At 62.8% G+C, this 25,844-nt stretch carries 32 protein-coding genes; 2 read left to right on the forward strand and 30 right to left on the reverse strand.

The window, feature by feature from the left end:
* Nucleotides 1–88 precede the first annotated feature (88 nt).
* Together B5F74_RS03000 and B5F74_RS03005 are read right to left on the reverse strand one after the other, a co-directional pair.
* Entirely contained in the window at nucleotides 89–526 is a 438-nt protein-coding gene (locus B5F74_RS03000) for an ArgR family transcriptional regulator (RefSeq protein ID WP_087199907.1), read from the reverse strand.
* Nucleotides 527–731: 205 nt separating this feature from the next.
* Nucleotides 732–1,793: a glycosyltransferase family 2 protein gene (locus tag B5F74_RS03005; protein ID WP_158095678.1), complete on the reverse strand. Its 1,062-nt coding sequence runs from the start codon at nucleotides 1,791–1,793 to the stop codon at nucleotides 732–734.
* 508 nt (nucleotides 1,794–2,301) lie between these two features.
* On the opposite strand from B5F74_RS03005, the gene B5F74_RS03010 reads away from it, so the two are divergent.
* Nucleotides 2,302–3,282, forward strand: coding sequence for an IS1595 family transposase (locus B5F74_RS03010; protein WP_204212405.1), 981 nt, complete (start codon nucleotides 2,302–2,304; stop codon nucleotides 3,280–3,282).
* A 183-nt stretch (nucleotides 3,283–3,465) separates the two neighbouring features.
* Here the strand turns inward: B5F74_RS03010 and B5F74_RS03015 are convergent, their stop codons facing one another.
* The 6 genes from B5F74_RS03015 to B5F74_RS03040 all read right to left on the reverse strand — a co-directional run bounded on the left by B5F74_RS03015 (nucleotide 3,466) and on the right by B5F74_RS03040 (nucleotide 8,911).
* A complete protein-coding gene (locus B5F74_RS03015) occupies nucleotides 3,466–4,380 on the reverse strand; it encodes an ROK family protein (RefSeq protein ID WP_087199913.1) in 915 nt (304 codons plus the stop codon).
* Nucleotides 4,381–4,443: 63 nt separating this feature from the next.
* Nucleotides 4,444–5,931, reverse strand: a complete 1,488-nt coding sequence (locus B5F74_RS03020; protein ID WP_087199915.1) for a family 1 glycosylhydrolase — start codon at nucleotides 5,929–5,931, stop codon at nucleotides 4,444–4,446.
* Between the two features lie 84 nt (nucleotides 5,932–6,015).
* A complete protein-coding gene (locus tag B5F74_RS03025; RefSeq protein ID WP_087199917.1) occupies nucleotides 6,016–6,357 on the reverse strand; it encodes a PTS lactose/cellobiose transporter subunit IIA in 342 nt (113 codons plus the stop codon).
* 2 nt (nucleotides 6,358–6,359) lie between these two features.
* A complete protein-coding gene (locus B5F74_RS03030) occupies nucleotides 6,360–6,656 on the reverse strand; it encodes a PTS sugar transporter subunit IIB (RefSeq protein ID WP_087199919.1) in 297 nt (98 codons plus the stop codon).
* A 54-nt stretch (nucleotides 6,657–6,710) separates the two neighbouring features.
* The gene (locus B5F74_RS03035; RefSeq protein WP_087199921.1) at nucleotides 6,711–7,997 is read right to left on the reverse strand and encodes a PTS transporter subunit EIIC; all 1,287 of its coding nucleotides are present in this window, start codon (nucleotides 7,995–7,997) and stop codon (nucleotides 6,711–6,713) included.
* Nucleotides 7,998–8,143: 146 nt separating this feature from the next.
* Nucleotides 8,144–8,911, reverse strand: a complete 768-nt coding sequence (locus B5F74_RS03040; RefSeq protein ID WP_087199923.1) for a ChbG/HpnK family deacetylase — start codon at nucleotides 8,909–8,911, stop codon at nucleotides 8,144–8,146.
* Nucleotides 8,912–9,203: 292 nt separating this feature from the next.
* Here B5F74_RS03040 and B5F74_RS03045 point away from each other — a divergent pair, with 292 nt between their 5' ends.
* Nucleotides 9,204–10,022, forward strand: coding sequence for a MurR/RpiR family transcriptional regulator (locus B5F74_RS03045; protein ID WP_087199925.1), 819 nt, complete (start codon nucleotides 9,204–9,206; stop codon nucleotides 10,020–10,022).
* Between the two features lie 68 nt (nucleotides 10,023–10,090).
* On the opposite strand, the gene B5F74_RS03050 is transcribed toward B5F74_RS03045, so the two are convergent.
* The 22 genes from B5F74_RS03050 to rplE form a co-directional block, all read right to left on the reverse strand.
* The gene (locus B5F74_RS03050; RefSeq protein WP_087199927.1) at nucleotides 10,091–11,491 is read right to left on the reverse strand and encodes a glycoside hydrolase family 1 protein; all 1,401 of its coding nucleotides are present in this window, start codon (nucleotides 11,489–11,491) and stop codon (nucleotides 10,091–10,093) included.
* Nucleotides 11,492–11,609: 118 nt separating this feature from the next.
* Nucleotides 11,610–12,428 carry a tRNA pseudouridine(38-40) synthase TruA gene (gene truA / locus B5F74_RS03055; protein WP_239283329.1) on the reverse strand — a complete coding sequence of 273 codons (819 nt, stop codon included), beginning with the start codon at nucleotides 12,426–12,428 and terminating at the stop codon, nucleotides 11,610–11,612.
* A 79-nt stretch (nucleotides 12,429–12,507) separates the two neighbouring features.
* On the reverse strand, nucleotides 12,508–13,314 hold the full coding sequence (locus B5F74_RS03060; protein WP_087199931.1) for an energy-coupling factor transporter transmembrane component T: 807 nt from the start codon (nucleotides 13,312–13,314) through the stop codon (nucleotides 12,508–12,510).
* Entirely contained in the window at nucleotides 13,311–14,978 is a 1,668-nt protein-coding gene (locus B5F74_RS03065) for an energy-coupling factor transporter ATPase (protein ID WP_087199933.1), read from the reverse strand. The genes B5F74_RS03060 and B5F74_RS03065 overlap by 4 nt, the downstream gene beginning before the upstream one ends.
* A 119-nt stretch (nucleotides 14,979–15,097) precedes the next feature.
* A complete protein-coding gene (gene rplQ, locus B5F74_RS03070; protein WP_087199935.1) occupies nucleotides 15,098–15,577 on the reverse strand; it encodes a 50S ribosomal protein L17 in 480 nt (159 codons plus the stop codon).
* A 34-nt stretch (nucleotides 15,578–15,611) separates the two neighbouring features.
* Entirely contained in the window at nucleotides 15,612–16,553 is a 942-nt protein-coding gene (locus B5F74_RS03075) for a DNA-directed RNA polymerase subunit alpha (RefSeq protein WP_087199937.1), read from the reverse strand.
* A gap of 32 nt (nucleotides 16,554–16,585) precedes the next feature.
* Nucleotides 16,586–17,179, reverse strand: coding sequence for a 30S ribosomal protein S4 (rpsD, locus tag B5F74_RS03080; RefSeq protein WP_066834113.1), 594 nt, complete (start codon nucleotides 17,177–17,179; stop codon nucleotides 16,586–16,588).
* 22 nt (nucleotides 17,180–17,201) lie between these two features.
* Nucleotides 17,202–17,612: a 30S ribosomal protein S11 gene (gene rpsK / locus B5F74_RS03085; protein ID WP_066834110.1), complete on the reverse strand. Its 411-nt coding sequence runs from the start codon at nucleotides 17,610–17,612 to the stop codon at nucleotides 17,202–17,204.
* Between the two features lie 16 nt (nucleotides 17,613–17,628).
* On the reverse strand, nucleotides 17,629–18,003 hold the full coding sequence (rpsM, locus tag B5F74_RS03090; protein ID WP_066834107.1) for a 30S ribosomal protein S13: 375 nt from the start codon (nucleotides 18,001–18,003) through the stop codon (nucleotides 17,629–17,631).
* 15 nt (nucleotides 18,004–18,018) lie between these two features.
* Nucleotides 18,019–18,132 carry a 50S ribosomal protein L36 gene (gene rpmJ / locus B5F74_RS03095; protein ID WP_006363204.1) on the reverse strand — a complete coding sequence of 38 codons (114 nt, stop codon included), beginning with the start codon at nucleotides 18,130–18,132 and terminating at the stop codon, nucleotides 18,019–18,021.
* Nucleotides 18,133–18,289: 157 nt separating this feature from the next.
* Nucleotides 18,290–18,508, reverse strand: coding sequence for a translation initiation factor IF-1 (gene infA / locus B5F74_RS03100; RefSeq protein ID WP_009141477.1), 219 nt, complete (start codon nucleotides 18,506–18,508; stop codon nucleotides 18,290–18,292).
* A gap of 600 nt (nucleotides 18,509–19,108) precedes the next feature.
* Nucleotides 19,109–19,897: a type I methionyl aminopeptidase gene (gene map, locus B5F74_RS03105; protein WP_066834105.1), complete on the reverse strand. Its 789-nt coding sequence runs from the start codon at nucleotides 19,895–19,897 to the stop codon at nucleotides 19,109–19,111.
* Nucleotides 19,894–20,520 carry an adenylate kinase gene (locus B5F74_RS03110; protein ID WP_066834102.1) on the reverse strand — a complete coding sequence of 209 codons (627 nt, stop codon included), beginning with the start codon at nucleotides 20,518–20,520 and terminating at the stop codon, nucleotides 19,894–19,896. Before B5F74_RS03110 ends, map begins: the two co-directional genes overlap by 4 nt.
* A gap of 17 nt (nucleotides 20,521–20,537) precedes the next feature.
* Nucleotides 20,538–21,830: a preprotein translocase subunit SecY gene (gene secY, locus B5F74_RS03115; protein ID WP_066834099.1), complete on the reverse strand. Its 1,293-nt coding sequence runs from the start codon at nucleotides 21,828–21,830 to the stop codon at nucleotides 20,538–20,540.
* The gene (gene rplO, locus B5F74_RS03120; RefSeq protein ID WP_066834090.1) at nucleotides 21,824–22,273 is read right to left on the reverse strand and encodes a 50S ribosomal protein L15; all 450 of its coding nucleotides are present in this window, start codon (nucleotides 22,271–22,273) and stop codon (nucleotides 21,824–21,826) included. Before rplO ends, secY begins: the two co-directional genes overlap by 7 nt.
* Nucleotides 22,274–22,276: 3 nt before the next feature.
* Nucleotides 22,277–22,459, reverse strand: coding sequence for a 50S ribosomal protein L30 (gene rpmD / locus B5F74_RS03125; protein WP_066834081.1), 183 nt, complete (start codon nucleotides 22,457–22,459; stop codon nucleotides 22,277–22,279).
* A 2-nt stretch (nucleotides 22,460–22,461) separates the two neighbouring features.
* Entirely contained in the window at nucleotides 22,462–22,986 is a 525-nt protein-coding gene (gene rpsE / locus B5F74_RS03130) for a 30S ribosomal protein S5 (protein ID WP_066834072.1), read from the reverse strand.
* Nucleotides 22,987–22,999: 13 nt separating this feature from the next.
* Nucleotides 23,000–23,362: a 50S ribosomal protein L18 gene (gene rplR / locus B5F74_RS03135; protein WP_066834071.1), complete on the reverse strand. Its 363-nt coding sequence runs from the start codon at nucleotides 23,360–23,362 to the stop codon at nucleotides 23,000–23,002.
* Between the two features lie 72 nt (nucleotides 23,363–23,434).
* Nucleotides 23,435–23,971: a 50S ribosomal protein L6 gene (rplF, locus tag B5F74_RS03140; RefSeq protein WP_087199939.1), complete on the reverse strand. Its 537-nt coding sequence runs from the start codon at nucleotides 23,969–23,971 to the stop codon at nucleotides 23,435–23,437.
* 33 nt (nucleotides 23,972–24,004) lie between these two features.
* On the reverse strand, nucleotides 24,005–24,403 hold the full coding sequence (rpsH, locus tag B5F74_RS03145; protein ID WP_066834069.1) for a 30S ribosomal protein S8: 399 nt from the start codon (nucleotides 24,401–24,403) through the stop codon (nucleotides 24,005–24,007).
* Between the two features lie 120 nt (nucleotides 24,404–24,523).
* Nucleotides 24,524–24,709 (reverse strand): type Z 30S ribosomal protein S14, encoded by a 186-nt coding sequence (locus tag B5F74_RS03150; protein ID WP_039910329.1) that lies wholly within the window; start codon nucleotides 24,707–24,709, stop codon nucleotides 24,524–24,526.
* 88 nt (nucleotides 24,710–24,797) lie between these two features.
* The gene (gene rplE, locus B5F74_RS03155; protein ID WP_066834067.1) at nucleotides 24,798–25,355 is read right to left on the reverse strand and encodes a 50S ribosomal protein L5; all 558 of its coding nucleotides are present in this window, start codon (nucleotides 25,353–25,355) and stop codon (nucleotides 24,798–24,800) included.
* Between the last annotated feature and the right edge of the window lie 489 nt (nucleotides 25,356–25,844).

Consider the following 25,844-nt stretch of genomic DNA (forward strand, 5'->3'; position numbering starts at 1 on the left):
AGTAGTAGCACACGAGCAGCACCACGAGCGCCACGGGAAGCAGAATGAGCAGTGCAAACAGAATGATATGGAACGCTGCGACCATCATCTACTTGCGCACGCTCCTCAGCTTGGAGATCATGCCCTCGAGCCGCTCGCCGTCCTCAGCGGTCTGCGCGATGACCAGAATGGTGTCGTTGCCGGCGAGAGATCCCAGCACGTCGGGCAGCTCCGCCGCATCGATCGCCGCCGCGATACCCGACGCCGTGCCCGGCTGCGCCTTCACGAGCACCAGGTTTCCGGTGCGGAGCACGTCGACGACGAGCTCGGACACCATACGCTGCAGGTGCAGATCCTCAGCGAGCACGTAGACGCCTTCGGGCAGCTTTCTCAAGCCCATATCCGCGATATCGCGCGAAACCGTCGCCTGCGTGCACTCGTACCCGGCGTTCTTCAGTTCCTCGACCAGGTTGCGCTGCGTCCTGACCTCCTTGTTGCGGACGATCTCTCGGATCGCGTCTTGACGCCCGTTGCGCTTTTTTGCCATGAAGCCGTCCCCTCTACTCATGTTCTCGCATAACTACTCTAGTCGTATGCACGTCCATGAGAGACGGGCGACGCGCGAATTAACCGTTATGACTCAATACTCCATATAACGGCGAGATTACGCGTATTGATGCATAGTTCCGTGACTTTAGCCTGATTTTACGCATATCGGTTGAGTCGACGCGACAGGCGCGCCGCAGCGCCTCTCAGCGCTGGGCGAACAGCGGCAGATGCGATTGGCGCGCGAATTCGCGCAGATGGGAACCCATGCAGCATGCCGCCGCATTGCCCTGCGTCATCGGCTTGTACATGATGCCGAAATCGCTCGCCGCCGGCTTGACCGCCGCCAGCGAGGCGCGCGCGTCCTCCGCGTTGAGCATCTCCTGCACGCGGCCCAGGCGCTCGATGGATGACACGCGGCTCTTTCCGACTGTCGTGTTGTCGATGCATTCGATCAGGCGGCGCACATGCCGGCGATGGAGCGGAACCACGACGTCGGGGTCGCAATCGAGCCCCCAGCGGCGCACGAGTCCCATCATCTGGGTGTGCTCGTTGGCGCAGCGGGACATGAAGGCGGGATCGAAGGTGCGCTGGCCCTTCTTGCCGAACGCGACGCGATGGTAGCACGCCGTGTCGCAGGCGCCGATGCGCTCGGCATCCTCAAGGCAGGCGATGACGAAGCCGAGGCCCTCATCGTCGGTGGCAAGCGCGAGCCGGTGATCGACGGCGCGCATCCGCTCGATCAAAAGACCGGTCGCCTGGGAGAGCAGGCCCTGTTCGTAGAGGTCCGACATCCCATGGCGAACCGCGTCGCGACCATCGAGCACGCAGGAGGCGGCGCGACGGGGCTGCGAGCTCGAGGAGCGGTCCTGAGCATCCCAGACGTCATCGGAACGCATGGGAGCCGCGATGTCGAGGCGATGCTCCTCGGCGAATTCCACCAGGTTGCCCAGCGCATTGGGGGCGAGCCAGTCCTCGGGGCGCACGAACATCACGTAGGCACCGCGTGCGCGGTCGAGCGCCTCGACAACACCCGAGGCGAGCGCGGAATCATCGCGCTCGATGACCTCGACGCGGATATCTCGATCATGGAAACTGGAAAGGATGGAGGCCGTGCGGTCATGCGACGCGCAGTCGACCGTCAGCAGCTCGAAGTCGGAATACGACTGGTTGAGAACGCTCTCCACGGCCCGCACAAGATGATCGGCGCCATCACTGGCCGCCAGAACCACGGATACATTGGGACGCCTGGACGCGCGATGACCCACGTGTGCCTCCATAAGAACAAACTTTTGCCCATGGTAGCACCGGGAGCTTGCCGATAAGGGTCATGACGGACACGGTACGTGAAGCTCCAAACAGCGCACATCGCGCCGTCACAGTTTCACCATTATGAGGTATCCGTTCGGGTGAGAGCGCGACTCAGAGGCGTGCCAGCCGCAGGCGAGAGACGCAATCGGCACGACAAGCAGGCGCAGACGAAAGGTTGGCGCGGTATATCCCGCGAACACGAACGGACGCCTCACCCGGACCATTTTGAGCGAAAGCGGATTCGAATCCAATCGATTGGAATGGAGCCTGCGGGATCCGAATCCACATCACCCCTTCGGCAAAGCGGCTACCGCAATAACAGGGTCTAACAGTCATCCAAATTGGTGATGGATAGCGCGGCGCCAGGCACCGCGCTATCCTTATACGTGCCAAACAGAGAATCAGCCCGAGCGCCCACCCGGATCTTTGTTTGGCGACAATCCCTCCGGGTGGGCGTTCGGGCGGATGGGACATGCCGCCATGAAGCACGCGAACCCGTACGCTGGGCTCGTCGGGTCGCTGACCCCCGGCGAGCTCGACCTGCTGTCCGACGCCGTCGAGGAGCACAGGCTCCGGGAGGAGGTCGGCTTCGGCACGCTCGCCGAGGCCGCCGAGCTGTACCGCCCGTCGCCCCGCTGCCCGCGGTGCGGGTCCGGGCCCGCCTGGGGGGACGGCTTCGAGCCCTCCGGCGTGCGCCGGTGGAGGCGCCCGTCGTGCGGCGCGAGGTTCACCTCGCTCACGGGCACCGTCCTGGAGGGGTGCAGGAAGCCCCTCGCCACCTGGGTCTCCTTCATCAGGCTCGCCCTCTTCGCGGTGCCGCTGGACGCCTGCGCCGAGATGTGCCGCATAAGCCACCACACGGCCTGGGAGTGGCGCCACCGGCTGTTCGCCGCCGTGGACGGCTACCAGGACCGCATCGTGCTCAGGGGGCGCGTCTGGGTGGACGAGACCTACGTCAACGACACCGACCTCTCCCACGGCTACGGACAGGCGAGGAAGCGGGGGCTCTCCAAGCAGAAGGTCTGCATCGCCGTCGGGATCGACGCGCGCAAGGAGCCCGTCGCGGTCGTCTGCGGGCACGGCAAGCCGTCGTCAGCCCGGATCAGGAGGGCGATGGGGGCGCACGTCGCGAAGGGCGCCACCCTCGTGCACGACAGGGAGCGGGCGCACAACGTGCTGGTCAGGGAGAACTCGCTCGAGGACGAGAGCTACAAGGCGGACGTCCGCGATCCGGCCTACCTGGAGGCGATGGCGCTCGTGAACAACCTCTGCTCCTGGATCAAGCGCTACCTGTGGCGGTTCACGGGGATGGACCCGAAGAACCTTCAGTCCTATCTCAACCTCTACGTCTACCTCTTCCGGGTGAAGCGGGGCGGCGAGAGGTGGCCCAAGGTCGCGAGGGTGGTCCGCCACCTGCTCATGACCGACGCGACTTTTCGCAGCTAGGGACCTGTACTCTATCACCTATCTGCGTGACTATTAGATAACAGGGTTCTCCGCGCGCGTGCCGCCTTGCCGAATCAAACGTTCAAGACCCTTGCATAACTGGACAAAGCATCCCGACAAGAACACCAGACACCTGATCGTCGCCGTCGACAATCCCTCCGGCGCGGGCCATTGCCGCGGCGATCAGCTTTTGCCTTCCTCGCCGAGTGCGTGGCGCAGCGTGCGCACCGCCCCGAAGAGATTGGCGTCGTTGCCGCTTTGAGCAGGGCGGATACACGGTCTTGGGATGATGGGCAGCACATGGGCTTTGTCCATCATGCGCTCGAAGGCCTCGAAGAGCTCCTTGCGCGCGCTGATACCGCCGCCCACCACGACGACCTCGGGGTCGATTACCGACTGCAAGCCCATCAACATGTTGTCGAAGACCAGCGCGTAAGCATCGAGTCCGCGCCGCGCGTCCTCGTCGCCCGCCTCGATCCAGGAAAAGATCTTGTAGCCGTCGATCTCGTCGGTCGACTCGATACCCTTTGCCGCACAAACCTGATCACGCAGCGCCCTCCACGATGTGACGTCGCCGTACACGGAGCCGAACGTCACCGGCTGGCGCACGTCGTTGCTCACGAAGCAGACGGTTCCCGCCAAGTTGTGGGCGCCGCGCAGGATGCGCCCATCCGAGACGATGGCCCCGCCGAGGCCCGTCCCGATAACCACCATCAGGCCAAGTGAAACTCCCTTCAGGGCGCCGGCAGCGTACTCGCCCAGAGCGGCGCACATCGCGTCGTTCTCGATCGTCGTGGCAAGCCCTGTGCGTTCGCGCATGATGCGACCGAGCGGATAGCCGTCCAGACAGTGGAGGGCACCTCCCCCACCAACCACGCCGTCAGGATCCCCCTCGCGATACACGCCGGGCATGCTGAGGCCGATACCGCGCACGCACGCACGATATGGCTCGACGATCGCGCAGAACGCGTCGATCACATCGTCGGCGCCCGCAAAGCTCGTAGGGATGCTCCCCTGTTCCTCGATCCGATAGTTCTCGTCGACGACCGCCCATTTGACTTTGGTGCCGCCGGCGTCGATGCCCATGTAGCGATTCATGGTCGATTCCCCTCGTGTTATAAAAGGAGGCGGCGCCGCGCACCGCCTCCTGCAGTAAGCCGCCTAATCGAGATCCTCGCCATTCGTTGCGATAACCTTCTGGTACCAAAAGAAGCTGTCTTTCCTCGAGCGCTCGAGCGTGCCGTTGCCCTCATCGTCGCGGTCGACGTAGACGAGGCCGTAGCGTTTGCGCATCTCTCCGGTGCCAGCGCTCACGAGGTCGATGCAGCCCCACATCGTGTAACCCATGAGGTCGACGCCATCGATCTCGACCGCATCCTTCATGCTCTGGATGTTCTTGCGCAGATAGTCGATGCGATAGGCGTCGTGAACCGAGCCATCCGGCTCCTTCTCGTCTGCCCAGCCGATACCGTTTTCGACGATCCACAACGGCTTGCGGTAGCGCTCGTAGAGTGTGTTGAGCGCGATGCGCAGGCAATACGGGTCGGTCGCCCAGCCCCATGCGTTGGCCTCCAGGTACGGGTTCTTCACCATACCCAATGCCAGATTGCCCGACGCTGCCTCGAGCTCCTGCTGACGCACCGACACCGTCGACCCGCCGTAGCAGGAAAACGACAGGAAGTCTGCCGGATAGGTCGAAATCAGCTCCAGATCGTCCCGCCCCATCTCGAGCTCGATTCCACGACGCTCCATCTCCTTGAGTCGGTAGGAGGGATAATAGCCGCCCACCTGCACATCGGCGTACCACAGGGCCTCGTGCTGGCGCTCCATAGCGAGCAGGTCGTCGGCAGGGTCTGCCGAATAGGGATAGACCGGGCTGTATGCAAGCATCTGACCCACTTTGATGGCGGGATCAATTGCGCGCGCTGCCTTGACCGTGAGCGCCGAGGCGACGAACTGGTTATGGGCGCCTTGCGCCTTGGCCTCGGGGCTGCCGTCGATAAGGCCGCCCGCCATGAAGCTTCCCATGCTCATCATGTTGATCTCGTTGAAGGTGAGGTAGTAGCGAACCTTGCCCCGATACCGCTTCATGACCGATTCCGCATAGCGTACGAACAGGTCGATCAGCGCGCGGCTCTTCCATCCGCCGTACGCGTTCACCAGGTGCAGCGGCGTCTCGTAGTGCGAGAGCGTCACGAGCGGCTCGATGCCGTGCTTGGCGCATTCGTCGAACACCGCATCGTAGAAGGCAAGGCCATCCTCGCAGGGCTCGGCGTCGTCGCCGTTGGGGAAGATGCGCGCCCAGTTGATCGAGAGGCGAAAGCACTTGAAGCCCATCTCGCCCATGAGGGCGATATCCTCAGCATACCGATGGTAGAAGTCGGTGGCGACATGGCTCGGATAGTAGTATCCGTCGACGACGGCAATCTCCCTGCTTTCAGCAAGCCCCTGCTCACAGACGGTAAAGACGGGCACGGCACCGGTCTCACCGGTCACGGTATCCCGCCACGTCACCTGGCGCGGGGACGTGTGGCTGCCGTTGGTCATGGCATCCGAGGCGTTCGGCCCCTTTCCGCCCTCGTCCCAACCGCCCTCGTACTGGTTGGCGGCCGTGGCGCCGCCCCAGAGGAATCCCTCTTTGAATGGCATATGTCCTCCTGTCTGTTCACTTCGCTGCGATGCGTCGGGGCGGGATACGTCCAACGCATGCGCCCCGCCCCTCACATCGGCTGGCTATGCGCCCTCGCGCATCTGCCGATACACGGTGATGAACCGCTCGGCGAGAATACGGAATCCTTCAGCACTCATGAGCTGGTCCTCTGCGTGCAGCAGGATGATGCGAAACGGCAACTGCTCACCGCTCGCTTCCCGCTGCAGAAGGCCCATGTGGACGTCGTGACCCGCGTTGAACGCAACGTCACCCTCTTCGATCAGCTTCTGCGCCCCCTCGAAGTCGCCGCCCTCCGCATGGGAAATCGCCTCTAGATAACAGCTTCTCGCACCTCCCACTTGGGCGACAATCTGGAAGCACGCCATCTCGAACTGCTCGAGGGTCTGCTGGGCATCTTCGGCCATGGCTACTCCCCCATCAGGGCGCGCGCCTGCTTGAGCACGGCTTCGCCGTTCATGGTGCCGTACGCCATCATATCGATGGACTCGACCGGGCAGTTGACCTGGCCTTTCACCTTGTTGAGTTCGAAGCGGACCTGGGGTCCCAGCAAAATGACGTCGCTGTCGGCGAACTCGGTCGCCTGGTTCACGGGATGCGCCTCGATGGTGCACTCGAACCCCTGCTGCTCCGCGGCCTGCTGCATGCGCTTGACCAGCATGCTCGTCGAAGCCCCGGCGGCGCACATAAGAACGATGCGTTTCATTTCGAATCTCCTCACTTGGTGGGATGAACATTCATGCCGACTCAAACGAACAGCTTACTCGGCGGCCTTCAGAGCGGCCTCCTCCTTCAGCGCCTGACGGTCGGCCATCAGGGTGAAGGGCAGGTACATCAGGATGGACACGGCAAGCACCACCGCAGAGATCACCAGGCAGCCGACGCCACCCTGCATAAACGCGATGACCGGTTGCGGAAGCACCCAGGGAAGCTGGATGGTGGGATTATACGCGGCGCCGAGACCGAGCGCGTAAAGTGCCTGGACGATAACGGCGCAGACCGGGATGTTGAAGATGAAGGGGATGAAGTAGGTGGGGTTCAAGACAACCGGCAGGCCGAACATAAGAGGCTCCGAGATGTTAAACAGCGACGGAACGAGTGCGACGCCGCGGATTGCCTTGAAGCGCTCGGACTTGGTGAAGAGCAGCGAGACGCTGATGCCGAGCGCATTGCCCTGACCGCCGATGGCGGTACCGAGCGCCACGATCGCCCATGCACCGTAGGGCATGGCCTGACCGGCGATCAGGGCCTCGGTGTTGGCGGCGGTCAGGGCCATGATGACGGGGGCATAGAAGTTGAGCATGACGTTGGGGTGAACACCGAAGAACCAGAAGATCGACTGCAGGGAGCACACGATGATGTAGGCGAGCGGGGAGCTGCCGACCATGGTGACCGGGGTGCCGATTAGCGTATTGATCATGTCGAAAAGGTTGCCCCATGGCGTCATGGACAGGCCGAGACGGGCGAACCACACCAAAGTGAACAGGACGATGGCCGTGAAGATGGGCGACAGCGAGTTGGAGACCATGGGAGGCACCATGTCGGGGAGCTTCAGCTCGAGCCTGCTCATCAGCAGCGCGGCGACCTTCGGGACAATCAAGCCGAGCAGAATGGCGACGAAGATGCCGTTCGAGCCCAGATAGGACGTATTGATGAAGCTCGCCATCGGGATGTCTTCGAACGACTGCAGCGGAACGAAGCACAGGAACACCGCGCCGGTGAGGATGCCGCCGTTGTAGCCGGTGAGCCCGCACGCCTTGCCCCAGCGCAGGCCGACGAAAAAGGCGACGTAGATGGCCATCATGTTCATCGTGACCGAGAGAATCTGGTTACCGGCCACCTTCAAGCCACTCGATTCAATCCACTCCGAAAAGCCCGGAATGGGGAAGTTGATAAGGATCGCGATGACGGCGACGCCGAGGGTCATGGGCAGTGTCGACATCATACCGCCCATGAGAGCGTCGAGTATCTTGCTATCCGCAACCTTGCTTGCAATCGGGGCGATGGTCTTATCCATCACCGCTTGAATCCTATCGAATACTGCCATGTTTACCAACTCCAATCATGGTGATTAACCTTTTCGGGCGCCTCCTTGCACAAGGCGCCCCCCCTTTCGGTACACCCCCTCCACTCTGCTATCTCGAGATGCGCGCGGCGCGCGCATCGGTCATGAACGAAAGAGGACCGAACCGCTTACGGCAAGTCCGCATAGGTGACGAGCTCCACATCCTGCTCGGCGAGCCATTCGGCGACGGCGGAATCGGTAAGCATGTCCGCCTCGCGGATGCGCGCCTCGGTCATGCTCGAATGGTCCTCGAGATACGCATCGATGTATCCCGGGTGGAACACCATGAGCCGGCAGCTGTCCTCATCTGCCGATGCGACAGCCAACTTCAGGAATGCATAGGGGTCCTTCTCGTAAGCCGAGAAATCCTCGGGGATATAGGAGATGACCCGGGTAGAGCGGAACCAGACGGGTTCACCAGGCGCTCCCATCGCGAAATAGGGCAGATGATGGCGCTCGGCGACGATCTCGAGCCCACGGAAAAACGTGGGGCTCGCCACCGCATGACCCTCGAAATACTCAGGTTCACGCCCGACCAGCTCGAGGAACCGCCGATACTGAGCCTCGATCTCCAACAGCACCTCGTCGAGAACCACGAAATCCTCTCCGCGTCCCGCCGCATCGCGATAGGCAGAGCTCGTCTTAAAGTGCCCGTCCCCCTCGACGATGCTGGGGATACGGGCGGGGTCGGTCAATGGTCGGCCCGTGCAGATATTGGTGTGTTGCCCCAAGCACAGCCCATCGGCCTTCAAGCGCACCAGACCGCTCGCGGCGAGGGGCATGTTGGTCATGATGCCGACCGTCCGAATCAGGCCGGCCTCGACCGCCGCGGCTATCCCGCAGTTGACACCATCGCTGTACCCGAGATCGTCGGCGCGCAGCAGAAACCGTTTCATGTGTCATCCTCTCATCGGCCTATCGTAGTCATCGCGGGAACCGTCCATCGCCGATATCTTTCGCCCCTTTGTGGATCCGTGCCCCTCCAAAGGGCCTCTGTGCTCGCTCCCGACGCTTACAGGTATAACGCACGGCACAGCCCCAATCGGTTACACGGTAGGCGGGACGGTTTCCTGATACGGATGCGGGTTTCACGACCTGAAACCCCGCAGGTAGAAGGCTATCCGTTACACTGTGATGAAGATGATTTCGGCCGCCTTCCTGCGGCCATGAAAAACGGGAAGGACTTCCATGGGTGAATCCGTTGCGATGGGATCTGTCGCCGAGCGTCTTTTGGACTACATCGATACCACCATGCAGCACGACACGAATTACGAAATCGCAACGACACTCGTGAAGAACTACAACAGACTGCAGGGGCTCTCAATCGCCGAGATTGCCGATATGTGCTATGTCTCCAAGGCGTCGATTTCCCGATTCTGCCGGTTTATGGGATTTGCGGACTTCAAGGAGCTGCGTCGCCAGCTGGATTGCGACGTCCCCATGAGCGGGGTCTTCCCCCAGACTTTCCGCGACACCTTGGCTAGCGACACCGAAAAGGCGCTGTCCTCCTACCAGGAAGCGATCCAGCTCAACATCTCGACGACCCTTTCTGCGGGCAACATAGCCAAGCTCCCGGACATCGCCCGCGCACTGCACGGCTGCGAACGCATCGCGTTTTTCTCCTATCACTTCCTCTGGGACGTCGGAAGGTATTTCCAAAGCAGGCTCGCCCTTATGGACCGGCTCGTGGAGCTCCATCTGGACTATACGTCTCAGCTCTCCTGCGCCCAAGCGCTCTCCGAGCATGATCTTGCCATCGTCTGCAGCATCGGCGGCACCTACCCTATCCGCTACCCCATGATCGCACAGGCGCTCTCCGAGGCGGGCTGCAGCCTTCTAGCCATCACCCAGAACACCTCCAGCGCATACTGGAACCATGCGTCATATGTCTTGAGCTGCGGGGTGACCAACAATATCGACAGCGGCAAATTCGGAGCCCTCGCCGCCGTCGACATGATGGTCATGGCATATCTTAAGCTCTATGGGGAGCAAACGGAAGATCGTTGACGGAAAGGTCCGGGACATCGTCTTCGCCAGAAGGCAGACGATGTCCCGGACCCGATCTTTGAGCAGCGCTAACGGGCATCCGCTACAGGCAGACCGTTGGCGCGAATCACATCCCGGTACCAGAAGAAGCTGTCTTTCGGTATGCGGGCGCACTGCTTGGCATCGGTCTCGGTCCTGTCGACGAATATGAGGCCGTAACGCTTGGTGAAGCCCTGATGGCTCGAGCACAGATCCATCAAACTCCAAACGCAATACCCGAAAACCGGATAGCCCTCATCAACAAGCCTCGCCACCTCGCGCAGGTGACAGGCGAGGTATTCGATGCGGGCGGGATCGTGGACGCAGCCTGTATCGTCGAGCTCCTCCGAGAGCGCCATGCCGTTTTCAGTGATGATCATGGGCAGCCGATACCGGTCGTAGAGTTTTCGCATCCCGACGTACAGCCCAAGCGGGTCGATACCGCTCGCCATCCACTCGGTCGCCGTGACCGCTGGGTTGCCGCAGAGCTCGAAATCGCCACCGGACCACGGGGGGAACCGGTCGAACCGGATGGGCTCAATCCGCTCGCGCGCACAGGAGCTGAAGTAGTAGTTCACACCCAGAAAGTCCGGTGTGGATGAAGTGAGAATCCGCTCGTCGGCCGGCTCCACAGACGGATAGAAGCCCTCCCGCTGGAGATAATGGCGCGCATATGGCGACAAGGCGCCCCGAACACTCAGGTCGACCATATAGTTCTGCATCATCTCCTCGGCGTTCAGGGCCGCCAGAGCATCTTCCGAGGAGCTCGAGCGCGGATTGACCACCTGCATGGCGACGACGGGACCGATCTGGGCATCAGAGTCGATTTCACGCAGCAGCGCGATAGCGCGATGCTCGGCGAGGGCGACATGGTAGCTCATCTGGTAGGTGTTCTTCTGCCGCATGCGCGGATCGGGCTCGGTGTCGCCGGTATTATCCGGAGCAGCCGTTGCGATCAGCTGTTCGTTAACCGTCACCCAGCGCTTCACGCGCCCCTTGAAATGCGTAAAGCAGACTTGGGCGTAGCGTACGTAGGCATCGATCATCTGACGGCTCTTCCAACCGCCGAACGCATCAACCAGAGCCTGCGGGCACTCAAAATGATAGAGCGTCACCAAGGGTTCGATGCCACACGCGAGCAGCCGGTCGATCAGGCGGTCGTAAAAGGCCAGACCCTCCGGATTTGGGTGCCCGCTCGCATCGGGCATGATGCGGCTCCAAGCGAATCCCATCCGATACACCTTGATACCCAGTCGAGCCATCAGCTCGACATCCTCTTCCCAATGGTGGTAATGGTCGGAAGCCACTTTGTTGTCCGCAAGCCCCGGACGACCCGGACCGCGATCGGTAGTCGCCGGCCCCTTTCCCCCTTCTCGGTACGCGCCCTCGACCTGAAAGGCGCTCGTAGATGCACCCCAAAGGAACCCTTCGGGAAAATGATGCGTAGCCATGGGCTCGCTCCTCTCGACATGCCTGTGTATACGGTTTGTTATACCGGAGTCGAGAGCACAGATCGGTTACCTATCTACCCGCATCGTTTCACAATATGAAACCTAAGGGGCCCGCCCCTTAGGGGCAGACGTGCAGCGCGCCCTCGTCGTAGTCGACACCCATGAAGCACAGTCCGCACGCAGGAGCCGTGGGGCCCGCGGCGGCGCGGTCACAGGCGGCGAGCACCTCATCGATCCACGCGGGCTCGCGCCGATGGCAGCCGACCTCGACGAGCGTCCCCACGATCGTGCGCACCATGGAATGCAGAAACGCGTTCCCCTTGATCGTGAACGCCAGGCACTCCTCGCCCAGATTCGTCTCGCGGGCAAACGAGACGTCCATGACGTTGCGGCACGTGGGCTTGCCCACCGCCGACGCCGTCTTGCAGAAGCTCTTGAAATCGCGCTCCCCCACCAGGCGCTGCGCCGCGTCGTCCATGGCGTCGACGTCGAGCGGCCACCGGTGCCACCAGGTGACCGAGCGCGTCAGCAGCGGCGGCGCGTCCCCTGTGGCGATGCGATAGGTATACGTGCGCGCACGGGCGTCGAAACGGGCCGAGAAGCCGGGTGCCGCGTGGTACACCTCGCTCGCCGCGATGTCGTGCGGCAGCAGTGCCGCGAACGCGCGCATCCAGCGCGTTCGGGTGACCTCGAGCTCCGCGGCGTCGACGGGGACGCTGACGTACTGGCCGATCGCGTGCACGCCGGCATCGGTGCGGCCCGCGCAGGTCAGGTCGATCTCGCGGCGCAGGAACGTCTCGAGCGCACGACGGACCTCCCCCGCCACGGTCTTCTGCTCAACCTGCTCGGCGAACCCCGAATAGGCGCTTCCGTCGTATCCCAGGCGCAACACGAGCGTGCCCGCGCGCAGATCTTCGGCGGTATCTATCGGTTCCATGCGGCCTCCCCGCGTATCGTGAGTATCGGTCATATCGTCGAGGGTCCAGCGGGCCATGGGCGCCGCTGCGGCCCCTCCCCTACAGCAGCCACGCCAGAGCCGGTATCAGCGCGCAGACGGCAAGGCCGCAGACAAGCACCAGGCGGTCGCGAACCGGCACCGGCGGCATCTCCACGCTGATCTGGCCCCCTTCAGCATAGCATCGGGCGCACATGGACTCGCCCAGCCGGTCGGCGCGCCGAAAGAGGCTCACGACCAGCGGCGTGAGCACCGACGCCCACGCCCGTATCCGATGCAGGATGCTTCCGCCCGAAAAGTCGACGCCGCGCGAGCGCTGCGCAAGCTGCACGCGAAAGAACTCTTCGGACACGATGGGGATGAAACGCAGCGCCAGCGAGAGCATGAGGCCCACATCGGACACGGGAACGCCCAGGCGCCCCAGGGGCGACAGCAGGCTCACGCAGGCGTCGGCCAGCTGAGGAGGCGTCGACGAGGCCGAGACCACGAGCGAGAACCCCAGCAGCAGCGCGATGCGCGCGATGGCGAGAAAGCCGCGCAGGGCGCCCGCCGTGTCCAGCCCGAAGCCGCCCCACAGGGCGATGTCGCCGTGGCCGTCGAGCGCCACCGCATTCGCCAGCAGCGTGAACGCCAAGATGAAGGCGACCGGCTTGAGCGCCCTCAGGTGCGCGGCAACGTCCATGCGCGCAAGCCGCACGGCTGCGGCGAGCAGCACCGCCCACAGGGCGAACACCGGCGACGCCCCCGTGGCGAACACGGCCACGGTCAGTGCGAGCAGCAAGACGATTTTGACGCGCGCGTCGATGCGCGCGACCGGCGTATCGCGGGCCACGAACGAGCCGAGCGGCGAGAGGGGCTTCTTCATCATCGCGCACCTCCCTGCAACGCATCTTCAAGGAGCCGGGCGAGCGCGATGTTGAGCGGGGGCTCCATCGATGCCGCCCCGAAGGCGTCCCGATCACGCGAAAGCTCCCCGGGGGTCCCCGTCCATGCGATGCGCCCGTCGCTCAGGAGCGCCACGCGATCGACCTCGGCCATCCACTCCTCGAGGTCGTGGCTGATCACGATGACGGCGCGGCCGTCGTCCGCGCAGGCGCGCGCCAGCGCATGCATCTGGGAGCGCCCCGCCGCGTCGAGGCCCGCCGTGGGCTCGTCGAACAGGTAGGCCGCGGCATCGAGCGCCAGGACCGACGCGATGGCCACGCGCCGCGCCTGCCCGCCCGAGAGGTCGAACGGATACCGATCGAACAGCGCCTCATCGAGACCGACCATCCTCGCCGCATGCTCGATACGGCGGGCGACCTCGGGCTCGTCCGCCCCCATGTTGCGCGGAGCGAAGGCGAGCTCGTCGCGAACGCTCTCGCAGAAGAGCTGGTCCTCGGGCCGCTGGAAGGCGATACCTGCGTCCCCAGGCCGCGGGGCCCATCCGCGCACGGAGACCGTGCCCGCATCCGGCTCGAACAGGCCCGCCGCGACCGATGCCAGCGTCGACTTTCCCGATCCGGACCGGCCCGCCACGAGCAGGACCTCTCCGGGCGCCACCGCAAGCTCGATGTCGCGCAGGACGTAAGACGCCTCATCGTATCCATAGGAGACGTGCGACAGCGAGAGCCCCGCGGCGGCACCCGAGCCAGAGGACAGGGCACGCGGAAGCGCGCCTGCAAGCGCATCGAGCGTCCCCCGAACGTCGTCGGCAGACACGCGTCCGGCCGCGAGCCCGCGCACAAGCCACGCTGCGGCGGCCTCCGGGGTAGCAGAAGGGCGACCGTCAAAACCAAGCGCACAGACGCGTCTCAGCGCCTCCACAGACGCGCTCGGGAGCACGGTCGCATCCCACAAGGCGGGTTGCCCCATGAGGAAGTCCAGAGGAGCGCCGTCGAAGGCGACGCGGCCGCGATCCATGATCACGACGCGATCGGACGCGAGCACCTCGAGCGGATCGTGGGTCACCTGGACGACCCCGACCCCCATCTCGGACGCCAGGCGCCCCACGAGCGCGCGATGGGCGGGGCGTGCGGACGAATCGAGCATGGAGGACGCCTCGTCGAGCACGAGATAGGAAGGCTCCATGGCGAGCACGCCGGCTATGGCAAGCAGCTGCTGCTGGCCGCCGGACAGCGACGAGGTGTCACGCATGTTGTATCCGTCGAGGCCCACGCACGCAAGCGCCGAGGTCACGCGGCGGCGCACCTCGTCGGGCCCCAGGCCCAGGTTGCGGGGGCCGAACGCGACCTCATCGAACACAACGGTGGAGACGAGCTGCTCTGTGGGATGCTGACGCACCAGACCCACGCGCCTGCGCACCTCGCGTCGCGCGCTGGCGCCATCGGCGGGATCGATGCCGTCGACCCTCACCGAGCCGCCATCGCACAGGCGCATCGCGCACAGAAGCGAAGCCAGCGTCGACTTTCCCGAGCCGTTGGCGCCGACAAGCGATACCACGCGCCCGGGCTCGAAATCCAAGGTCACGTCGGCGACGGCGGGCGGCTCATCCGTCCGGTAGCTCACGCAAGCACCGCGAACCTCGATCACGCGCGTTCCTCCTCCCGTATCGACAATGCGGCGACGCCGCGAAACCCAATCCTATACAAACGAAAAAGGGCCCGTCTCGCGACGAGCCCTTTCATGCAATATCAAGAATGCACCCGAAGTTACTCGGCAGCAGCCTCGGTCTCGGCAGCCTCGGCGGTCTCCTCGACGGGAGCCTCCTCGACCTTCTTGGGAGCCTGCTTCGGCGTGGCGGCCTTCTTGGGGGCCTTCTTCACGCAGGGCTCGGTCACGAGCTCGATGATGCACATCTCGGCGTTGTCGCCCTTACGGGTGCCGAGGCGCATGATGCGGGTGTAGCCGCCGTCGCGGTCGGCCCACATGCCCTGAGCGGCCTTCTCGAAGATCTCCTTGACGAGCTGCTTGTCGCCGAGCTTGGCGATAGCAAGACGACGGGAGTGCAGGTCGCCGCGCTTGGCCCACGTGATGATGGGCTCGGCAAAACCACGGAGCGCCTTGGCGCGCGGAACGGTGGTCTTGATACGGTCGTTGGTGAAGAGCGCCTGGGCCAGGCTCTTCTTCATGGCCTTGGTGTGGCTCGCGTCGGTGCCGAGCTTCAGGCCCTTCTTCCTGTTATGACGCATGGGTATGGTCTCCTCTGGTACAGATGACGGCGCGTTAAGCCTTCAGGCTCAGGCCCATGGACTCGAGCTTGTCCTTGACTTCCTCGATGGACTTCACGCCGAAGTTGCGAATGTTGAGCAGGTCGTTCTCGGAGAACTCGACAAGCTGGCGCACGGAGTGGATGCTCGCGCGCTTCAGGCAGTTGTACGAGCGCACCGAGAGGTCGAGATCCTCGATCTGCTTGTCGAGCTCAGCGTTGTCGCTGGTGGTCTCGGGGGCGAAGATCGAAACCTCTTCCTCAGCCTCGGGGGCGTCCGCGAGGTTCATGAAGGCAGCCATGTGCTGGTTGATGATGTTAGCAGCCTGGACGACGGCCTCGCGCGGCGAGAGCGCGCCGTTGGTCTCGATCTCGAGGACCAGGCGGTCGTAGTCAGTGTGCTGCCCGACGCGGCACGCCTCGACGAGCTTGGCGCAGCGACGGACCGGCGAGTACAGCGAATCCACATGGATGACGCCGATGGGATCGTTGTCGCGCTTGTTGCCCTCATAGGACACGTAGCCGCGGCCGTAGCCGATGCGCATGCTCATGGTGAGATGGCCGCCCTCGTTGAGGGTGGCGATGTGCTTGTCGGGGTTGACGAGCTCAAACTCGGACGGGATGAAGAAATCCGCACCGGTGACCTCGCAAGGGCCGTCAACCGAGATGGTCGCGGTACCCTCGTCCGTGGTACCGAGCGAACGGAACACCAGACCCTTGACGTTCAGGACGATGTCCGTGACATCCTCGACCATGTTCGGGATGGTCATGAACTCGTGCTGAGCACCATCGATCTGGATAGCCTCGACCGCGGCGCCCTCCAGAGAGGAGAGCAGAACACGGCGCAGCGAGTTGCCCAGCGTGTCGCCGTAACCGCGCTCAAGCGGCTCGACGGACACGCGGGCGGACGTCTCGTTGATTTCCTCGACCTGAACCTGGGGCCTAATGAATTCTGACATGTATTACCTCCAGCTTCAGCAGCCCAAAAGGACTACTTAGAGTAGAGCTCGACGATGAGCTGCTCGTTGATGTCGCCGCTGATCTGCTCGCGCGCCGGGTAGGACAGCACGTTGCCGGACAGCTTCTCGATATCAACCTCGAGCCAGCCGGGGACCTCAAAACGCTCAGACTGGATGAGGGCCTCCTTGATGGGGAGGAGGTCACGATACTTCTCGCCGACGGCGATGACGTCGCCGGGCTTGACGAGGTAGGACGGGATGTCGACGCGACGGCCGTTCACGGTGAAGTGACCGTGACGCACGGTCTGGCGCGCCTCCTTGCGGGTGCGGGCGAAGCCCAGACGGAAGACCACGTTGTCGAGACGGGTCTCGAGAATCTTCATGAGGTTCTCGCCGGTGATGCCGTTCATCTTGCGGGCGCGGACGAAGTAGCCGTGGAACTGCTTCTCGAGCACGCCGTAGATGAACTTGACCTTCTGCTTCTCGCGAAGCTGCATACCATACTCGGATTCCTTGCGGCGACGCTTGGGCTGACGCTTGGATTCCTTGCCGCTGTAGCCCAGCTCAGCGGGATCGATCCCGAGCTGACGGCAGCGCTTGAGAACCGGAGTCCTATCGATTGCCATAGTTTATCGATCCTTTCAGGAGTTACACGCGGCGACGCTTCTTGGGGCGGCAGCCGTTGTGCGGGATGGGAGTCTTGTCCTGGATGCTCGAAACCTCGAGGCCGGCGGCCTGGAGGGAGCGGATGGCGGTCTCACGACCGGAGCCGGGGCCCTTCACGAAGACGGCAACCTTGTGCATGCCGTGCTCCATGGCGATCTTGGCGCAAGCCTCGGCAGCCATCTGGGCGGCAAACGGCGTGGACTTACGGGAACCCTTGAAACCGACAGTGCCAGCGGACTTCCAGGCGATGACATTGCCCTGGGCGTCCGTGATGGACACGATCGTGTTATTGAACGTGGAACGGATGTGGGCCTGACCCACGGAAATGTTCTTACGGTCGGAGCGCTTGATACGACCGGCCTGAGCATTACGCTTGTTCTTAGCAGTAGCCATTGGTAGTCAGTCTCCCTTATTTCTTCTTCTTGGCACCGATCTGACGCTTCGGGCCCTTGCGGGTGCGAGCGTTGGTGTGGGTGCGCTGACCACGAACAGGGAGGCCCTTGCGGTGACGGAGGCCGCGGTTGCAGCCGATGTCCATCAGACGCTTAACGTTCTGGTTGCGCTCACGGCGGAGGTCGCCCTCGACCATGATCTGATTCTCGTCGATGTACTTACGGATCGCGTCGACTTCCTCGTCGGTGAGGTCGCGGACGCGCGTGTCAACGTTGATGTTGCAATCATTGCAAATCTTCGTGGCGGTGGTGCGGCCGATGCCGTAGATGTAGGTCAGACCGATCTCAACACGCTTCTCGCGCGGAAGGTCGACACCATTGATACGGGCCAACGTTGGTCTCCTCTCTTAGCCCTGACGCTGCTTGTGACGGGGGTTCTCGCAGATGACAAGAACCTTGCCGTGGCGTCGGATGATCTTGCACTTATCGCACATCTTCTTGACCGAAGGACGTACCTTCATCGTTCTTCCTCTCGGTAGTGCTCAAACTACAAAACAATGGAATGTATCTACTCGCCCAGCCGCAGGCGTGAATAACTGAAGGCTGGCCTATACATGCAAACGCGATCGAGAGGCTGAGCGAACCTCGCGATCGTGCGATTGCCGTATGATGCGGTCGCTACTTGTAGCGATACGTAATGCGGCCGCGGGTGAGATCGTAGGGAGACAGCTCCACGACGACCTTATCGCCCGGGAGAATGCGGATGTAGTTCATGCGGATCTTGCCCGAGATGGAGCAGAGCACCGAATGACCGTTCTCGAGTTCAACGCGGAACATGGCGTTGGGCAGCGGCTCCGTGACCGTACCCTCGAGTTCGATAGCATCTTCCTTCTTCAACGCAGCATCACTTTCTCTAGAAAACGACAGCAACTGAGAATAATATCAAAAAGCGTTCCGGGGTGGTCATTTTCGTAATGGCTCCACAATTCCATGCCCACCGGTCGTCTGTTCTGCCCTCGGTTCGCGCTGCGGGCAGTCCTGGGCTCGCACGAAGAGCCCACTTGGCTCTTCGGCTCGCGCGGAACTTGCGCGAACCGAGGGCAGAACAGACGACCTACGTTAACCTCGTCGAGGTCACTCGCCGCAGCTTGGGGATGGATAGCCCGGGAGGTGCGCATCGAGCGCACCTCCCGAGCCGCTAAAGCGAATGGCTTGGTTGCAACTCCCCCAGTCACCAATTGGAATGGAGGAGTGCGCGGGCAACGCCCGCGCACCGCCAGATGTGAGCGGCACGGAACGTGCCCGAACATCTGGCGCAAGAAGCAAAGTTTTATGGGGACACTCCCCCATTGCAGCAGAACCCCCGACATGAAATCTTTTGCGCAAGTTCCGCACGAGCCGAAGGCGCCAGTGGCGCCTTCGTGCGAGCCAGGACTGCCCGCAGCGCAAAGGATTTCATGTCGGGGGTTCCCAAGGCCACCCGGGATAGAACCCGAGCTACATAACCCCGCCCTGCATAGAACACCAAGGCCCACGCTCATCGACCGTCAGAATAACCGGACCGTCATCCGTGATCGCGATCGTGTTCTCATAGTGGGCGGCAGGCAGATGGTCGTTCGTCGTGACGACCCAACCATCGGTACCCGTCGTAACGTGATTGGTGCCGAGCGTGATCATCGGCTCGATGGCGATGACCATACCGGCGGCCAGCTTCACGCCGCGACCCTTCTTGCCGTAGTTCGGCACGTTGGGATCCTCGTGCATGTTGCGGCCAACGCCGTGGCCGACGTAGTCGCGGAGCACGCCGAAGCCATGATCCTCCGCAAGCGTCTGGACCGCATGCCCGATGTCGCCAAGATGATTGCCCGGAACGGCCTGCTCGATGCCGGCCTTCAGGCAGTCGCGCGTGATCTCGCACAGCGTGCGGACCTCCTCGGAAGGCGTTCCGCAATAGAAGGTCCACGCGTTGTCGCCCACCCAGCCGTCGACAATGGCGCCCGTGTCGATGGACACAATGTCGCCGTCGCGCAGGATGACATCCGGGTTGGGGATGCCGTGGACGACCTGATCGTTGATGCTCGCGCAGATCGTGCCGGGGAATCCGCCGTAGCCCTTGAAGGCCGGGATGCCGCCATGCATGCGGATGATCTGCTCAGCGAGCTGATCGAGCTCGAAGGTGGAGACGCCGGGGCGCACCATGGCCCCAACGCGGCGGAGCGCCATCTTAGACAGCGCTCCAGCCTTCTTCATCTGCTCGATTTCTTCTGCAGACTTGATTTTGATCATAGACCGAGGACTTCCTTCGCACGGGCGTAGACGTCGTCAATGGCACCGGTGCCGTCGACGATCTTCAGCTTGCCCTGACCGCGATAGTACTCAACCAGCGGAGCCGTGTTCTTCTCGTACACGTCCAGACGGTTGGCGATCGTCTCGGGCTTGTCGTCGTCGCGCTGATACATCTCGCCGCCGCACTTGGGGCAGACCTCATCGGCCTTGGTGCCCGTGTAGCCGCAATCGCGGCAGGCGCGGCGAGAGGACAGACGGGAGATGATGACATCGGCGGCAACGTCTACGAGCAGCGCGCACTCGAGCTCATGGCCGAGAGCGGACAGCTCGGAGTCGAGCGTCACGGCCTGCATCGTGTTACGCGGGAAGCCGTCGAGGATGAAGCCCTTCTGCGCGTCGTCGGCAGCAAGGCGCTCCTTGACCAGATCGATGACGAGCTGATCGGGAACGAGCTCGCCGGCATCCATGTACTTCTTCGCCTGGACGCCGAGCTCGCTGCCGCTCTTGACGGCGGAGCGCAGAAGATCGCCCGTGGAGATGTGGGCGACGCCGTACTCGGCGACAAGCTGCTGGGCCAGCGTGCCCTTACCGGCACCGGGACCACCCAAAAGCACGATGTTCATGGTTGTCTCCTAACCCTTTATTTGAAGAACCCGTCGTAATCGTACATCTTGAGCTGGCTCTCCACCTTGGAAATCGTGTCCATCACAACACCAACCATGATGAGGATGGAGGTGCCGCCGAATGCCTGGATGAGCGAGTTGCCCGTGAAGGAGAACACGATCGAGGGCACGATGGCGATGATGGCCAGAAAGACCGCGGAGGGAAGCGTGATCTTGTTGAGCGCGTTCTTGATGTAGTTCGCGGTGGCGCGGCCCGGGCGAACGCCGGGGATGAAGCCGCCCTGGCGCTTGAGGTTCTCGGCCGTGTCATCGGGGTTGAACACCATGGAGGTGTAGAAGTACGCGAAGAACACGATGAGGACCACGTTCAGCACCCAGTTGATCCAACCCGAAGACAGCGCGCCGGCGACCGCCTGGATCCAGTCGATGCCGGGGAAGAACACGGCGAGCTGGGCCGGGAAGTACAGAAGCGCGCTCGCGAAGATGATCGGGATGACGCCCGCGGTGTTGACCTTGATCGGCAGGTAGGTGGACTGGCCACCCATGATGCGACGGCCGACGACGCGCTTGGCGTACTGGACCGGGATGCGGCGCTGACCGCGCTCGACGAAGACGATGAGCGGGATGACGCACAGGATCACGACCACGATCACCAGCGTGAGGATGATGTTCGCGGTGCCGCCATCGGAGACGGACGCGAACACGGCCTGCGGCAGGCCCGCCATGATGTTGGCGAAGATGATCAGGCTCATGCCGTTGCCGATACCGCGCTGAGTGATGAGCTCGCCGATCCACATGATGAGCATGGCACCCGCCACGAGCGTGCCCACGATCATGATGTCGAAGATGACCTCGGGCGCACCGGCACCGTTGAACTGGATGCCGAAGCTCTTGAACAGGAACAGGTAGCCGATGCCGTTCAGGATGGCAAGCGCCAGCGTGAGGTAGCGCGAGTACTGGGTGATCTTGGTCTGACCGACCTCGCCCTCGCGCGCGAGCTCATGCAGGCTCGGGACGACGCTCTGAAGCATCTGGAGGATGATCGAGCTCGTGATGTAGGGCATGATGCCCAGCGAGAAGACAGAAACGTAAGAGAGCGCGCCGCCGGAGAAGAGGTTCAACAGGGCCATGGCGCTCTCGGCGACCGTGTTGTCGCCGTTCAGGCCGAAAAGGCCCGCCATCCCCGCGACGGGGATGCCGGGCACAGGTACGTGCGCACCGAGACGGTACAGCACGAGCATGGCGATGGTGAACGTGATCTTGCCGCGCAGCTCCTTAATACGGAATGCGTTTTTAAGACCAGTTAGCACGGCAGCTCGACCTTTCCGCCAGCGGCCTCGATCTTGGCCTTGGCAGAAGCCGAGACCTTGTCGACCTTGACCGTGAGCTTCTTCGTCAGATCGCCGTTGCCGAGCACCTTGACGGGCTCGAACTCCTTCTTGATGATGCCGGCGGCCTTGAGGGCGGCACCGTCGACGACAGCGTCGTTCTCGAACTTGAGCTCGAGGGTGGAAACGTTCACAGCGGTGTACTCGATGCGACGCGGGTTCTTGAAGCCGGGGAGCTTCGGCAGACGCATCGCGAGCGGGGTCTGGCCACCCTCGAAGCCGGCACCCTTGGTGCCGCCGGAGCGGGAACCCTGGCCGTTCTGACCGCGACCAGCGGTGGTGCCGCCACCGGAAGAGTTACCGCGGCCGACACGCTTACGCTTATGCGTGGAGCCCGCGTTGGGCTTAAGATCATGAAGCTGCATTGCTTACTCCTCTACAATCTCGACAAGGTGCTTAACCTTGAAGATCATGCCGCGAACGCTCTCGTTGTCGACGATCTCGCGCACCTCGCGGATGCGGTGCAGACCGAGGGAGCGGACGGTCCTCTTCTGGTCCTCCTTGCAGCCGTTGGTGCTGCGGACCTGCATAATCTTGATAGTCTTAGCCATGCCTACTTCTCCTTCCCGACAAACAGCTGGGAAACGGTGAGGCCGCGGCGGGCTGCGACGTCTTCAGGGCTGGAGAGCTCCTTGAGGCCCTCGGCAGCAGCCTTGATGATGTTCAGGCCGTTGTCGGTACCCAGGGACTTGGACAGGACGTTCTTGATGCCGGCGAGCTCGAAGAGGGGGCGCACGGCGCCACCGGCGATGACGCCGGTACCCTCGACAGCGGGCTTGATGATGATGCGGCCGGCACCGAAGTGGCCGATGACCTCGTGAGGAATGGTGCCCTCCTCGGTCACGGGCACGTGGAACATGTTCTTCTTGGCGTCGAGCGAAGCCTTGGAGATGGCCAGAGGCACCTCAGCGGACTTGCCCATGCCCAGACCGACGTTGCCCTTGCCGTCGCCGACGACGACCAGAGCCACGAGCGACATGCGACGGCCGCCCTTGACGGTCTTGGAAACACGGTTGATGAAGACGACGCGCTCCTCGAACTCGGAGGCCTCGCGCTGCTGCTTTTGATTACGAGCCATAGCTACATACCTCCTAGAACTTCAGGCCGGCGGCGCGGGCGCCATCGGCGAGGGCCTTAACACGGCCGTGATAGATACGGCCGCCACGGTCGAAGGTGACAGCCTCGATGCCGGCCTCGATGGCGCGCTTGCCAACGAGCTGGCCGACCTTCTCGGCAGCCTCCTTGTTCGAGGTGTGCATGCCCTCGAACTCCTTCTCGAGCGTCGAGGCGGACACGAGGGTGTGGCCCTTGGTGTCGTCGACGATCTGAGCGTAAATGTTCGCGTTGGTGCGGGTCACGCGCAGGCGAGGACGCTCGGGGGTGCCGAAGATCTTACCGCGGACGCGACGCTGACGGCGCTTGAGGCCTTCCCTCTTCGCCTTGTGCTTATCCATGAAATACTCCTTAGAAGTAACGTGCCAACACCTGACGGGGTGATGGTCTTAACCGTTATGCGCAGGTGCTTACTACTTGGCGGCCTTACCGAGCTTGCGACGGATGTGCTCGCCGACGTAGTGGATACCCTTGCCCTTGTAGGGCTCGGGCGGACGCTTGGAGCGGATCTCGGCGGCAACCTGGCCGACCTGCTGCTTGCTGATGCCCTTGACGTTGATGTGCGTGTTGTCGGGCACCTCGAAGGTGATGCCTTCGGGAGCGTCGTAGGTCACGGGGTGGGAATAGCCGAGGGAGAGGTCGAGGGTGTTGCCCTTGAGCGCAACACGGTAACCGACGCCGGCGAGCTCGAGCTGCTTCTGGAAGCCCTCGGAGACGCCCACGACCATGTTGTGGATCAGGGCGCGGGTGAGGCCGTGCATGGCGCGGGTCTCACGCTCGTCGTCGGGACGGGAAACGGTCAGCACGTTGTCCTCGACGCTGATGGTCAGCTTGTTATAAAAATCATTCTCAAGGGTGCCCTTGGGGCCCTTGACGGCAACATGGGTGCCGTTGACTGCCACTTCGACTCCGGCGGGAATCTGGACAGGCTTATTACCGATACGAGACACGGGTGTATCCTTTCCTTCTACGCGCCGAGTACGTTACCAAACGAAAGCGATGATCTCGCCGCCGACACCCGTGGCACGGGCGTCGCGGTCGGCCATAACGCCGCGGCTGGTGGAGATGATCGCCGTACCGAGGCCGCCGCGGACGCGGGGCAGCTCGGCGACACCGGCGTACTTGCGCAGACCAGGCTTGGAGATGCGCTTGATGCCGTTGATAACCTTGGTCTTCTTGGGGCCGTACTTGAGGGTGATGTGGAGGGTCTTCTGGGGAGCGGTGTCCTCGACCGAGTAGCTCTCGATGTAGCCCTCCTCGTAGATAACGCGCGCGATCTCCACGAGCTTCTTGCTGCTCGGCATGGAGACCTCGGCCTTGTTCGCAGAATTCGCGTTACGAATACGCGTAAGCATATCTGCGATCGGGTCTGTGACGTTCATGCAGATTCTCCTTCGTTCTTGATGAACCTGTGCCACCGGTTCTCGCCCACCCGTAGCGGGCAAGCCCTTTGACACGATCTTCCGTGCAACGCGGACGCATCCGCGTGCGCTGGCAGTGACTTACCAGCTGGCCTTCTTGATGCCGGGAAGTTCGCCCTTGAGCGCAAGCTCGCGGAAGCAGACACGGCACAGCCCGAACTTGCGGTAGACCGAATGCGGACGGCCGCAGCGCTGGCAGCGGGTGTACTCGCGCGTCGAGAACTTCTGCTTGCGGTTGCACTTGACGATCATCGATGTCTTAGCCACTTATTTCCTCCTCACTACTGAGTATTGTTCGCTCCGCGCGGGCGGCAGGCCGGATTGCCTGCCGCCCGCGTTGTCGGAGCAGATGAACCTATTTCTTGAACGGGAACCCGAAGGCGTCCAGAAGGGCCTTGGCCTCTTCGTCGGTCTTCGCGGTCGTCACGATGGTGATGTCCATACCACGGGTGCGATCGACGGAGTCGAAGTCGACCTCGGGGAAGATGAGCTGCTCGGTGACGCCCATGGAGAAGTTACCACGGCCGTCGAAGCTCTTGGGGGAGATGCCGCGGAAGTCGCGGATACGGGGGATGGCCACCGAAGTCAGGCGGTCGAAGAACTCCCACATGCGGTCGCCGCGCAGGGTGACCTTGGCGCCGATCGGCATGCCGGCACGCAGGTGGAACGAGGCGATGGACTTGCGGGCACGGGTCACCATGGGCTGCTGGCCGGTGATGACGCGCAGGTCGCGGACGGCGCCCTCGATGGCCTTGGAATCGGTCGCGGCCTCGCCGACGCCCATGTTCACGACGATCTTCTCGAACTTCGGGATCATCATGACGTTCTCGTACTGGAACTTGTCCTGCATCTGCTTCTTGACCTCGTTGAGGTACTTGGCCTTCAGACGCGGAACGTACTTCTCCTCTGCCATGTCAACTCCTTTGGGGTTTTAAGCACGGGGCGGTGCGCAGCGCTTCGATGGCCGGTATGCTCGACCTCGCGCGTTGCTGTCCTCGTGCCTCCTGCCGCGATCGTGTCGGTTATGGCGTACCGGCACAACGAAAAACCGGCAGGAGCCGGGCAATACGAGTCGGTATGATACGCGCATGCGCCCGAGATTGCCAGTAAAAGCTTGTGTGCTGCGGAAATCCACAATTGCAGCGTGGACGCCCCGCTCGTCCCTCGGCCTCATTCGCCGTCGCGCGCCGTTGCGGGGCTGCCTGCTTCTGTCGCTTCGTTCATCCGCTTCGTTCTGCCGCTTCGTTCCGTCGAGAAGGGCACAGCAGGGGGTCGATGACACAAACTGGGCAATTTGGCACGCTCATATGACCGATAACCCTGTCAAGTGGCAAAAACGGCCCAACCCGCCTGGCCAAAGGCGGGTCGGGCCCTTCCGCTCCCGCAGCGCCGTCGAGACGAC

It is taken from the genome of Collinsella sp. An271 (assembly GCF_002159695.1).
In the GTDB taxonomy this organism is placed as follows: Bacteria; Actinomycetota; Coriobacteriia; order Coriobacteriales; family Coriobacteriaceae; genus Collinsella; species Collinsella ihumii.